At 41.4% G+C, this 11,941-nt stretch carries 15 protein-coding genes; 8 read left to right on the top strand and 7 right to left on the bottom strand.

Going from position 1 to position 11,941, the window contains the following annotated elements:
- Positions 1-79: 79 nt before the first annotated feature.
- The 3 genes from AC0L6H_RS03560 to AC0L6H_RS03550 are packed head-to-tail and all read right to left on the bottom strand — an operon-like array spanning position 80 to position 2,565.
- Complete coding sequence (locus AC0L6H_RS03560; protein ID WP_473392635.1) at positions 80-1,522, bottom strand: ATP-binding protein; 1,443 nt, start codon at positions 1,520-1,522, stop codon at positions 80-82.
- Complete coding sequence (locus AC0L6H_RS03555) at positions 1,515-2,192, bottom strand: response regulator transcription factor (RefSeq protein WP_473392633.1); 678 nt, start codon at positions 2,190-2,192, stop codon at positions 1,515-1,517. Before AC0L6H_RS03555 ends, AC0L6H_RS03560 begins: the two co-directional genes overlap by 8 nt.
- Positions 2,193-2,223: 31 nt before the next feature.
- A complete protein-coding gene (locus AC0L6H_RS03550) occupies positions 2,224-2,565 on the bottom strand; it encodes a PepSY domain-containing protein (protein WP_473392632.1) in 342 nt (113 codons plus the stop codon).
- 283 nt (positions 2,566-2,848) lie between these two features.
- Here AC0L6H_RS03550 and AC0L6H_RS03545 point away from each other — a divergent pair, with 283 nt between their 5' ends.
- Positions 2,849-3,697 (top strand): choice-of-anchor H family protein, encoded by an 849-nt coding sequence (locus AC0L6H_RS03545; RefSeq protein ID WP_473392631.1) that lies wholly within the window; start codon positions 2,849-2,851, stop codon positions 3,695-3,697.
- Positions 3,698-3,706: 9 nt separating this feature from the next.
- Here the strand turns inward: AC0L6H_RS03545 and AC0L6H_RS03540 are convergent, their stop codons facing one another.
- On the bottom strand, positions 3,707-4,231 hold the full coding sequence (locus tag AC0L6H_RS03540) for a hypothetical protein (RefSeq protein WP_473392629.1): 525 nt from the start codon (positions 4,229-4,231) through the stop codon (positions 3,707-3,709).
- 148 nt (positions 4,232-4,379) lie between these two features.
- On the opposite strand from AC0L6H_RS03540, the gene AC0L6H_RS03535 reads away from it, so the two are divergent.
- The 4 genes from AC0L6H_RS03535 (at position 4,380) to AC0L6H_RS03520 (ending at position 7,416) form a co-directional block, all read left to right on the top strand.
- On the top strand, positions 4,380-4,565 hold the full coding sequence (locus AC0L6H_RS03535) for a hypothetical protein (protein ID WP_473392628.1): 186 nt from the start codon (positions 4,380-4,382) through the stop codon (positions 4,563-4,565).
- A gap of 231 nt (positions 4,566-4,796) precedes the next feature.
- The gene (locus tag AC0L6H_RS03530) at positions 4,797-5,918 is read left to right on the top strand and encodes a phosphoserine transaminase (RefSeq protein WP_473392626.1); all 1,122 of its coding nucleotides are present in this window, start codon (positions 4,797-4,799) and stop codon (positions 5,916-5,918) included.
- An 81-nt stretch (positions 5,919-5,999) separates the two neighbouring features.
- The gene (locus AC0L6H_RS03525; RefSeq protein ID WP_473392625.1) at positions 6,000-7,172 is read left to right on the top strand and encodes a phosphoglycerate dehydrogenase; all 1,173 of its coding nucleotides are present in this window, start codon (positions 6,000-6,002) and stop codon (positions 7,170-7,172) included.
- A gap of 103 nt (positions 7,173-7,275) precedes the next feature.
- On the top strand, positions 7,276-7,416 hold the full coding sequence (locus AC0L6H_RS03520; RefSeq protein WP_473392624.1) for a DUF6942 family protein: 141 nt from the start codon (positions 7,276-7,278) through the stop codon (positions 7,414-7,416).
- Here the strand turns inward: AC0L6H_RS03520 and AC0L6H_RS03515 are convergent.
- Positions 7,374-7,685 carry a hypothetical protein gene (locus AC0L6H_RS03515; protein WP_473392622.1) on the bottom strand — a complete coding sequence of 104 codons (312 nt, stop codon included), beginning with the start codon at positions 7,683-7,685 and terminating at the stop codon, positions 7,374-7,376. The genes AC0L6H_RS03520 and AC0L6H_RS03515 overlap by 43 nt on opposite strands.
- Positions 7,686-7,731: 46 nt before the next feature.
- A complete protein-coding gene (locus AC0L6H_RS03510) occupies positions 7,732-8,088 on the bottom strand; it encodes a DNA alkylation repair protein (protein WP_473392621.1) in 357 nt (118 codons plus the stop codon).
- 246 nt (positions 8,089-8,334) lie between these two features.
- Here AC0L6H_RS03510 and AC0L6H_RS03505 point away from each other — a divergent pair, with 246 nt between their 5' ends.
- The 3 genes from AC0L6H_RS03505 (at position 8,335) to AC0L6H_RS03495 (ending at position 10,694) form a co-directional block, all read left to right on the top strand.
- Positions 8,335-8,877: a DUF5655 domain-containing protein gene (locus tag AC0L6H_RS03505; protein WP_473392620.1), complete on the top strand. Its 543-nt coding sequence runs from the start codon at positions 8,335-8,337 to the stop codon at positions 8,875-8,877.
- 334 nt (positions 8,878-9,211) lie between these two features.
- Positions 9,212-10,117 (top strand): hypothetical protein, encoded by a 906-nt coding sequence (locus tag AC0L6H_RS03500; RefSeq protein WP_473392618.1) that lies wholly within the window; start codon positions 9,212-9,214, stop codon positions 10,115-10,117.
- 10 nt (positions 10,118-10,127) lie between these two features.
- The gene (locus AC0L6H_RS03495; RefSeq protein WP_473392617.1) at positions 10,128-10,694 is read left to right on the top strand and encodes a hypothetical protein; all 567 of its coding nucleotides are present in this window, start codon (positions 10,128-10,130) and stop codon (positions 10,692-10,694) included.
- Positions 10,695-11,047: 353 nt separating this feature from the next.
- Here AC0L6H_RS03495 and AC0L6H_RS03490 read toward each other — a convergent pair whose 3' ends face one another.
- Positions 11,048-11,899, bottom strand: coding sequence for an alpha/beta hydrolase (locus tag AC0L6H_RS03490; protein WP_473392616.1), 852 nt, complete (start codon positions 11,897-11,899; stop codon positions 11,048-11,050).
- Positions 11,900-11,941: the final 42 nt, after the last annotated feature.

Here is an 11,941-nt window from a genome sequence, read left to right as displayed (position 1 = left end):
ATGCATAATAGTTAACTGAAGCTGAACGTAAGCTGACTATCTTTAAGTATTTTACAGTTAGTACAATTTATATCGCGGGTTAGCTATTAAAGCGCAAAGTAAATCGCGCTCCCCCTAGCGTATCAGAGCTATCTATTGCCAAGCTTCCCTGATAGTTGTCTACTAAATCCCGCACAATTGCTAGGCCAATCCCATGGCCTTGAGGGTAGGTATCGGCGCGTTTACCGCGTTCTAATATGCGTGATTGCTCGCTGTTGGTGACGCCGTTACCGTCATCTTCAACAATAATAACAGTCTTATTATCTTGCTCATAAAAAGACAAGTAAACGCGGCTAGCGGCCGCTTTACAGGCGTTATCTAGCAAATTCCCTAGTATTTCCGTGAGGTCAGCTTCATCACCTTTAAATACACTGTGTGCTTGGCTCTTTGGGCGTTGCGTTAATTCGATATCAGGATAAATTTTGCTTAGGGTACGCAGCAGTTTGCCAGCAACACCTTGCACTTTTATTCCTAAGTGCCACGGGTTGTGACCAGCGCTTTGCGCCCGTTTTAGCTGATGACTTATAGTGTGGTTAATTTGTTGCAACTGCTCCATAGACGATTCACTTAAATCTTTTTGGCTTAATATCGCCGCTAAAGGTGTTTTTAAACTATGCGCAAGGTCTGCAAGGGCATTTCTATAGCGCTGCCTTTGACGTTTTTCTGTTTCAAGTAATGCGTTTAGCTGCGTTGCAACCGCCTTTAGTTCATTGGGGTAAGCTTGTGACAATGTGTCTACTTCTGCGCGCTGAACCGCGTTTAATTCTTCAGTAAACTTAGCCAAAGGCTTTAAGGTCCATACTAGCCAACATAGTTGAATGAGCAAAAGCACGACCATGAGCACAAGCAGCCAGGTCCATATTTTTTGACTAAATGCGTCTAACTGCTCCGTAGTACTCGTCATATCTTTTACGATATGCAGGGTTATGGGGGCACTTTTTATTTGCGTATTTTTTATTTGCGAACTGGCTTCCTTGTTTGTATCAGGGTTTGTATTCTCCCCTTCAAAACGCACGCTGAAGCTATAAACAAAGTGGGGGGCGTCATTCAGTGTTAGTGTTGTAAAGCTACTTTCACCCACGCTAGGCTGGGGTAAATTTGAGGGCCATTGTTGGCTAATATCAGCACTTAAAAATGAGTTAGAAAACCAAAGTAAACTTGTTTGTTGTTTAGGTAGTTTTATTTGCTCATCGCCAGCACGAGTGATAAGGGCATATAGTCCAGAATTAATCACGTTGAATTGATTATCTAGCAAGACTTCGGGCATGATCAAATCATTATTTTCGACTTCGGTGACCGCTAATACCGAATAAAAATAGGCATTGAGTTGATCTTCAAGGTTACTTTGAATTTGCTGGGCAAAGGCATTGTTTAAAGCAATGCCAATACTTGGCAAAAGCACCACAATAACAATAAGCGCACTTAACATGATGCGCGCACGCAGTGAATTGAAAAAGGCGAAACGAGGTCGCTTACTAGTCATTGAGCGCATTCAATTTATAGCCTTGACCTCTTAAGGTCTCAATCAGCCCAAGTGAGCCATCATTGTCTAGCTTTTTACGTAAACGGCGAATGAAAACCTCAATTACATTGGAGTCTAAATCAAAATCTTGATCATAAATATGCTCTATCAACACACTTTTTGATTTGACTTCTCCTATGTGCAACATCAAATATTCAAAGAGCTTGTATTCTGAACCACTTAAATTAATGGTCTTGTTGGCGAGTGTTATTTCATGGCTGCTGGTGTTTAGGCTCAAGGGGCCATTAATAATCAACGGACTTGATTTGCCAACTGAGCGTCGTATCAATGCATTTACTCGCGCAATTAATTCTTCGGCGTGAAAGGGCTTTGTTAAGTAGTCGTCGGCGCCTGCATCAAGCCCCTCTACTTTATCTTGCCAATTGTCGCGGGCAGTTAAAATCAGAATGGGGAAGTCACGTTGCAATGCGCGTAGTTGCATTATAAGGCCTATGCCGTCTAATTTAGGTAGGCCTAAGTCGATAATCGCAGCGTCATAAGAATATTCTTGGCCTTGAAACAAACCCTCTTCGCCATCACTAACAGCATCAACAGTATATTTAGCATCAAGTAAATATTGTTTGATATTCGTTTGTAGCGCCATATCGTCTTCTACTAGCAACATCCGCATGGTTTCTCCTTACAATGTGCGATTGGAGGGTTTACGCCCTGCTCATTTGCCCGGTAACAGCATCTATATACACAAAAAACACAATGCCATCACTGCTTAGCAACTTTGCTTTATAACCCTGATTACCATTGACCTTAGCCGATTGCACGCTCAACACTTTGGCGTTGTAGCGCTTCTTAACCATTTCGGTGGCTTGCTTACGCGACCTTACTTTAAGTGTTTGTTTGTCATTGTCATTTACTCTTGCAACAGAACGTAAAGACTGTTCTTTGTTTGCAGCGCTATTGGAATATCCCACAGCGTCATAGGCCGCAACCTCTTTTAAAGGAAGCAAAGTGAGTCCGGCAGTGATGAGTAATAAAGCAATTTTCATTCAATAAATCCATGCTAGCGAATAACACCAGTTTAGAAGATCCCATTAAAATAAGAAACATAATTGATATGCCAATGAATAAGGTCAAGTTATCTAAGTGGCTATATTAAGCGTTGAAACCTGAACACTAGCTGAATATGGGGAGTATTTTTACAGCCTTACTTTTCTTGCGTTTAACGATTGAAGATAACAAGTACTATTTTTGTTTTTTGTTCAGCTTCCATTCATTTGACATGGTTTGTAATAGCCACAACAAATCGTTTTAATGAAGTGGAGATGAATCATGACCTCAATTAAAAATAAACTTATATTGGCTTGCTTACTAATTAATGCCAGCGCAAGTGCATTGGCCGATGATGTGAATGACAACACAGAAACGCTAGCTTCGCGTTCTTTATCGCTTACCGTTGAAAGCCGTGAGCAAGAACAACTACCTAGCGCAAGCGCCGCAGATATCGTCGCGATTGATGCCTTGAAAAAAATAGTGCCAGCGTACCAACCGCGCTTAAGTCGAGAACAAGTCATTGCTCAGCGAAAAAAAGAGTTAGCCTCGGGCAAAAGCCCTGTAGCAAAAAAATCGACTCAAAACACACACTCAAATTATATAAATGGTAAAGGCAATTATGTCGAATTTAGTATTTACGACGCCACTAGCAAGCTCTATGAAGACTTCGATTATGATGGCTACTACCAAACCTTTAGTGTCACTTTTGATGCTGACTTGCACAGTAGTTATTCAGGTGAGCGCGCTCTAGTTTTTGCCGATTTATACTTAAGCCGAAACGGCGGACCATGGGAATTATATTACAGTACCGACCCTTTCGTTATAGTTGATGACAGCACTGAAGATGCGTTTGAGTTACTGACGACCTTAGATGAAGGGTATAGCACTAGTCACTATGATGTATTGATTGACTTATATGAAGTTGGCTTTGATGAGATTGTTGCGACTATTAGTAGCGAAGATTTAGAAGAGTTATATGCCTTACCACTAGAAAGTGCTGACCGTGATGAATATGTTGAAGTTGGCGGTTACACTGAAATTGTGGTTGGTGGCGGCAGCTTTTCTTTTATCAGCTTGCTACTAGTATCTAGTGTTCTGCTCATGCGTAGGAAACGCCTAAACAAATAATACCCTACATTATTTGGCGCCTTTAGCTTTCGCGGCTTCATGTTGGCGCTGAGTTTCATTCATGGTGATAAGTTTTTCTAGCAACGCTGGGTTTGCCAATACGAGTTTCTCAGCATACGCCAGCGATGCTTCGCGCTCGTCTTTCACCATAAACTCAATATCTTTCATACGCGGTAAGGGCTTACCTGAACGTCTTGCGTCTTGGGTTTCTTGGGCCATACGGTCGGTAACATACTTGGGTACGCACACTTTGTTTTTAATTCTGCTGGCTAACCGTGTCTTGTTTTCGCAATTAACTTTGTATTTATCAATCGTTACCAATGCGTTAAATGCTTCGTAAAAATCGAGCTCGGCTTTTTCCATTTTGTCGCGATAGTAAGCTTGGGAATACTCGCCTACAACGCTAATAGCTTCTACATCTTTTATTGCTTCGCTGCTCGAGTTGCTTTCTTGATTTGCCCACACGTTATAGGCGAAGCAGCAAAATATAAATGCGGTAAAAGTTTTAATTGGTAGCATGTTAGTTCCTTTCATAATGATTCCTTTAGCGTCGTGGTCGCTCACTCCCGTCATATTCGCCCCCTCACTCCCGTCATATTCGCGAAGGCGAATATCTCCTCATACATCCTCTTGAACTATGAACATAATACCTCGTAAGTAGCAGATTCTTGCCTTCGCAAGAATGACGGACGTCAGCGCAAGTATCTCGGGCGTCAGAGCAAGAATGACGGGTGTCAGAGCAAGTATGACAGGTGTCAGAGCAAGTATGACGGGTGTCAGAGCAAGTATGACAGGCGTCAGTGCAGCAAAAATAGATAGTATCGCCTCGCCAACAAATTATCGCTCAATTTCTTATGATAAATACTAACATTGTTGTGTGCCTTGCAATACTGTATCAAAGTATAGATTCTACGACCTTGTATCATCACTGTGGTGTTGAAAAAATATCAATCAACAGAGGATTAAAAGCCGCAGCACTCATGCGACCTTAGACTGAAAAATATAACTCATGCCACAAGGGTCTAGATTTATCCTAAAAACACTTGTATGTTACCGACTGACTTTTTTCAACCATACCCTAACCAAATCAGAGACCCCTATGCAACCCACAGTAAAACCTGCCAATCCAAACTTCTCTTCAGGCCCATGCTCTAAAAGACCGGGATACGATGTTAGTCAGCTCGACCTTTCAGTGTTAGGTCGCTCTCACCGTGCAAAAGTAGGTAAAGATGCCCTTAAGCGAGCTTGCTTAGATACCGCTGAAATACTTGGTTTGCCTGAAGGCTATCGCGTTGCAGTTGTGCCAGGGTCTGACACCGGTGCGATTGAAATGGCAATGTGGTCAATGTTAGGTGAGCGCCCTGTTGATGTTCTATATTGGGAATCGTTTGGACAGGGATGGGCAACCGACATTAGTAAACAGCTCAAGCTAGACAATGTACGTACTCTTAGTGCCGACTATGGAAAACTGCCCGATTTAGCACAAGTCGACCCAAGCCATGACGTGGTATTTACGTGGAATGGCACAACCTCGGGTGTCAAAGTACCCAATGGTGACTGGATTGATGACAAGCGCAGCGGATTAACCTTTTGTGATGCCACCTCAGCTATTTTCGCACAATCAATGCCTTGGGAAAAGCTAGACGTTATTACCTACAGCTGGCAAAAAGTTTTAGGTGGCGAAGGCGGTCACGGCATGCTTATATTGAGCCCTCGCGCTGTGGAAAGGCTAGAAAGTTACACTCCACCTTGGCCACTACCTAAAATATTCCGCATGACTAAGGGCGGCAAACTCATCGAAAGCTTATTCACTGGTGCCACTATCAATACCCCTTCAATGCTTTGTGTTGTTGACTACCTAGACGCGCTCGAGTGGGTAGAAAGTGTTGGTGGAATACAAGGAACTATCGCGATTTGTGATGCGAATTTAGCCGTTATAAGTGACTTTGTTAACACCCACCCTTGGATAAATTTCTTAGCAGATGACAGCGCAACACGTTCAAATACCAGCGTATGCTTAAGCCTCGATTTAAGTGAAGATCAAGTTAAGCAACTCACCGTGTTACTTGAACAGCATCAAGTCGCCTATGATATTGGCGCCTACCGCGACGCGCCTGCTGGGCTTCGTATCTGGTGTGGTGCAACCATTGAAAAGAGTAATTTAGAAAGCCTGTGTGAATGGCTTGAATGGGCATACGCTGAAGTAAAAAACGCAAAATAGCGCCAAAATGGCGAATACACAGCCTTTGCTTTTTGACTAAAAGCAACGGCTAAATGCAAAAGAATAAAAACTAGGTTGACCATGTACAAAATAAAAACATTTAATCAAATCTCCGTCAAAGGGCTTGACCGCTTCTCTCGCGAAAAATACGAAGTCGGTTCAGCTATTGGCGATCCCGATGCGGTATTGCTCAGAAGCCACAAACTTCATAATGAAGTGTTAAGCGATTCGGTACTCGCGGTCGCCCGCGCAGGTGCAGGTGTAAATAACGTGCCGGTGGATGCATACAGCGAAAAGGGCATTGTGGTGTTTAACACGCCAGGCGCCAATGCAAACGCTGTAAAAGAACTAGTATTGGCAGGCTTGTTATTAGGTTCGCGCGGCATTAAGTCAGGCATCGATCATGTAAAAACGCTAAAAGATGTTAGCGACGCCGCTGAATTACACAAAACTCTTGAAGCGCAAAAGAAACTTTTCGCCGGCAATGAACTTAAGGGCAAAACCTTGGGTATTGTTGGGCTCGGTGCAATTGGCTCTTTAGTTGCTGACATGGCCTTAGCCTTGGGTATGAATGTGATTGGCTTTGATCCTGCCCTTTCTATTGAAGCCGCTTGGCGATTATCAAGCAAAGTGCAAAAAGCTGAAAACCTCTATGCTCTTTTATCACGCAGTGATTACGTGTCTTTGCATGTTCCGGCCCTTGATGTCACAAAACACCTTATAAACGAAGAAGCGTTAGCGCAAGCAAAACCAGGTTTGTCTTTAGTCAATTTTGCACGTGAAACTATTGTTGACCCATCTGCAATAGTCGCAGCCCTTGATAGCGGTAAATTAAAAAGCTACGTGTGCGATTTCCCTGAACCGATTTTCTTTGGTCGTGATGACGTAATCGCGATGCCGCATATTGGCGCGTCAACCGCTGAAGCAGAAGAGAACTGCGCGGTGATGGCGGCGAATCAAATTATCGACTATTTAGAAAACGGAAACATTCGAAATTCAGTCAACTTCCCCGCGGTAAAAATGGCAAGATGCGAAGGGCAACGCATCATTTTCTCTAACAAAAATGTACCTAAAGTATTGGGTAACGTGCTCTCGGTTCTTGCTGACAACAATATTAACGTTATTGATATGATGAACCGCAGCCGCGGCGATCTTGCCTACAATATTCTTGATGTAGAAAAAATGGAAGACGCGAGCATTGTTGACGCCATTGGTCAAGTTGAGCATGTCAAAGCAGTACGTTTACTAAATTAACAAGACTAAACATAGCAATCTTTTTGTAAAAAGTGATGTGTTTTTTTGTTACTTTTGTGTATGCAACCTGATTGCGCAAGGACACCTTGGTAATCCAGATAATATGCTTTGGCTGAATTATGAATTTGCTATTAACCAAAAGAGCAGAGTTATTATTTGGCCCTATTTCGATTACCGCCAGTTGTTTAATGCTAAAGTTATTTATTTACTAGATTTATTGATTGCAAATTTCTGCTTCAGGTAGTCACTGTTTAGGTGCTTTAAAATATCAAATGGCTCACATTTTTTTCCACCCTCGTTAAAATCGATTGCCCCAATTCGCGTAGCCACATCAATTGCTGCGGTATTTAATTTTAGGTTACGCTTACCTATCCCCATTAACGCACCAGCCATCGAAAGTTGTACGGCTTTAGGTTCGTTATCAATTGATTGATTAATATGTGAAATAGTGCTTAAAAAGAACTCATCTTTTAAACGAGTGTCACGTTTGTTTTTAGACAGTTCATATAACAATCCATACGCTGATTTTTTTCGTGAAATGCTGTCACTTTTTTGCCAACTAACGGCTAGAATCGTAAGCGATGGCCGATTTTGCTAAGGTCGCATCACAGGCACTGAAAACATGACTCAACATTCCCGCACCTAAGCCTTCAACTTGCTTTTCTGCTTGTTCTATTGTGATTTTTTTTGGTTCATCAATTAATAAACCGATAACCTTTAATTCATAATAATCAGATTGCCAACATTCGAGTGCTAATTGGCGGTTTCGGCCAATTGTTTTAGCGATTTTACGCAATTTAGTGAGGCCCACTCCATAGCTTTTTAAACCACAAGTGTTTTCCATTTCCAACCAATTAGAAATGCCGCGTTCATTTTTATGCTCCACAACCATGGCTAAGACGTCTGTTAGATTCATAAATACAATTCAATAGGTTTTAAATGTTTCAGCATACTCTAAGACTTTTAAATTTGACAATTTATTGAAAACTAAAGGAGGAATGAGATGCGGTACCCAATTTCCAGTACTATGACAAGTATCGAGCTCAAGCAATAGCTAGCCTGCCCAAATTCGCGTTAACCAGCAAATTTGTAGATATTCGCCTAGCATTACCGTAATGTTATTTATAATAACGCGTGTATTTTGACTTACGAGGTAAAGACAATGGATAAAGCGCTTCAAACAATGATTAATAACATGCCTGAAAAAACAGGCAAAACCTTAGAAAATTGGATCCAAATATTAGATAAAGTAAACCTTGAAAAACACTCGGAAGCTGTAAAGTTTTTGAAAACGGAGTACGAGGTAACGCACGGCTTTGCAAACACAATAGTAACTTTATTTAGAGAAAAAGATGCTCCTAAAGAGGATCTAATTCTCAGTCAATATAGTGGCAAAGAATTACTTAAACCAATTTATAAAATGTTAATATCAAAAGTCACGGAATTTGGAGAAGACGTACAAATTACTCCCAAAAAAGGCAGTGTTAGTCTAATAAGAAAAAAGCAATTTGCATTAATAAAACCGGCTACTAAAACAAGAATAGATTTAGGTTTAAAATTAAAAGATGTTGAGGTGCAAGGCTGTTTGGAAAACTCTGGACCATTCGGCACTATGTGTACGCATAGAATTCAGCTACAAAGTGTTTCTGAAGTTGATACCGAGGTGATAACATGGTTATTACTAGCATATAATCAATCTAGGTAATCAAAACATATTTACGTATTTATGTCGGACAAAAAACAGTTTGCTTTTTACCTTACCCATAGGTTTAGCAAGCTATTAAAAACGACAACATTACGTTTTTGATTTCGTAGGAAAGTGAGCTTACTTAAAGGTACTGTTTTTAAAAAACGCTAGCGAGAAAGCAACTTCTTGCCTCGTTCACTTTAGCACTGATTTTTCTTTATTAATTACAAAAACTATATTACTTTAATGCGGCAAGAAAATTTGCGTTGAGATAAATATTGCTAGCAGGAAAGCTTCATTGCCAAGCGGTCTCATCCCAAAATGTAAGAATAATAATAAATAAAGGAATTTTATGACAAATTTGCAAAAACTAGTCGGCCTATGCATGGCGATTGGGCTTCAAGCATGCGTGAGCGCACCCAAATACACCCCCATGACACAAGAAAAAGAAGCACAAATTCAAAGCAGTACAATCTACGTCTTTGCTCAACAAGATGAGATAAGACCAGCTGTTTCATTAATGAATGCGACAGGTGCTTTAGGCGGTGGCTTAATTGCTGCGGCTATTGATTCAGCGAACAATGATGATATTGCGGCTAGCGCCATGGATATCACTTTACCACTGTATAAAGAAATTGTTGATTTTGACTACCGTAAAGTACTTATGGCAGAACTAAATCCTGTGTTCGCTGATAAGTTTAAAGCGGGATCTCTGCCAGAATCGGCGAGCACAAGTTATACAAACGAAAAGTTAATGATGGCTGAAGTTAAAAAATTAAAGCCAGGTGAAGCGCATATTTTTTCTAACGTTTTTTATCAGTTTGCTGACAATTCAAAACACCTGCAGTCTACGGTAGCCGTGTTTATGTTCTTACCAAATGCTAAGCCGTCTATGTCTAAGCCCGATTACTACAATGTATTCCATTATCAGTCTGAACCTGTTGGTAACGGTGGTGCAGACTCAATAAATAAGTGGGCTGAAAACGGTGGGGCTTTGTTTAGGGAAAGCATGGAAGAGAGCGCAGAAATTATCGCAAACACCCTAAAATACGACCTTCAAATAGCCTTGCAAGAAAGCTGTATAAAAGGGACCCAAGCGCATGTTTGGAATAGTCTTGGTGGCTTTAAGGTAAAAGGCAAAGTAATTGAGCAAAGTGGCGAGCGTGCGACTGTTCGTTTAGCAGATGATGCATTGATGTCGACTTCAACGTCGTTAATCACCGATGCAAAAGTCAAAGAATGCACAACTAAGCAATAAGGAAAATATCATGAAGTTAATTAAAATATTGTTATTGGGTGTGCTTTTTTCTCTAGCTGCTAACAGCTTTGCTACCTTGGATAAAATTGAAATAACCTACGATCCAATTGGCGATAAACGCAAGGCGAAAATTTCACAACACGTTAATTTAGCAACGCTTTCTTGCGGTATTACAATGACGCCCATTAGCGACGAAAGACAAAATAAAGACACTGTTGCCCACTTGCTTAGCGGCAGCTTGAGTATAACCAATCTCGACAGTTATTTAGAAAGTATGCGTACTGAAATCAATAGCTTATCTAAAGCGGCAAGCCCTAAAGTAGATGTTGAAGCAGAAGCTAAACTCGTTCGTTTATATACCTATCCTGAGTCTATGAACATTAACGGCGTGATGGCGCTTTTGGTCGACTTTAAAGTAAATGGTGAAGTAGTTAAATCAGAACATTACCGTGGTTTTTACGGCAAAACGAACTGGGCAAACGGCCGTGGTGAATACCTCACTGCAATAAATGATGCCAGCTATGAACTGATTGAACGTTACATTGCTAGTTTAAATAGCGTGTGTCAGTCTGTTTAAAGTAGCTAACGTTAAAGGTCATCTATGCGCAGTTAGCCCTCTTGGTCATCTCAGCGCAGGCTGAGATCTCCTAAAACCATCCTATATTTATGGGCTAAAGTAAGTGGTATGTAGGAGGTTCCAGCCTTCGCTAAATGCTGTTCGGTTATCATAAAATCCAAACATATCCGTCATTCCCGCGGCGGCGGGAATCTGCCAATACATCCTTTAACTATCTGATTTTACTGTGTTCCAACGAGGTTCCCGCCGCCGCGGGAATGACGTTTTTGATGTTTTTTGCTTAACCGAACGGCATTAAGCCTCCGCAGGAACGACGATTCTGTTGAGCGAACAGTATTACGCCCTCGCAAAACCTAGTCTCGAAGATAGTTCTTGAAAAACTGGTCAATGTCTCTGGCAACGGGTAAACCAGAGGGATTGACCCACGAAAATGCAGCAACAGGCGCTACGTGGTCGCCATGTTCATAAATGATAGTTTTGACCACGCCGGCAGCGTTTTTAATACCCAGTTCAAGCCTTTCTAAGTTTTGGGGGTGTACGGTTTTATCTTCATTTGTATAGAGCAGTAACATCGGTGGCTCATCGCCCTCAATAAAATTAGTAACCACCATTTTGGGATATTGACTTGGCGGCGCAAATATCGCTTTAATATTATCCGCTTTTGGTACAAAGTCATATGGGCCAGACATGCCAGCAAAGGCATTTACTATATTGGGAGACAAGCCATAGGCCTTAAGGTAGCTTTTATCTGAAAGCACTAAGGCCCCCATGTGCGCGCCCGATGAATGCCCGGTCAAAAACAAGTCTTTGCTACCGCCATATTGATCAATATTGTTGTGTACCCACGCAATCGCCTTGGCACTGTCTTCAATAAAGCTAGGGAATTTCACTTGAGGATAAAGGCGGGTATTGGGCACAACCGCTATATAGCCCATGTCTGCCAGCGTCATGCCAACAAAAGCGTATTGCTTCTTATTCCCTGATGTCCAGCTACCGCCATGCAGAAACATAACTACAGGGGCTTGTGATTCAATCTTTTCTGGCAAATAAATATCAAGCTTTTGCGATGCCAGCTCCCCATACGCGACATCTTGTTTAATAATGCCGCTAAAAGAGTATTCAGGTGCATTTACGAGGGCGAACTTAAGCTTGGAGCAAGCAGATACAAACAAGCTTAAAAAGAGGGCAAAATAAATTTTTTTCATATGTTTGTTACCAGCGAAAATTAGAATAAGTTCACAAAATAA

Source organism: Glaciecola sp. G7-5 (genome assembly GCF_055808975.1).
This window is presented reverse-complemented; position numbering and strand designations above follow the sequence as displayed.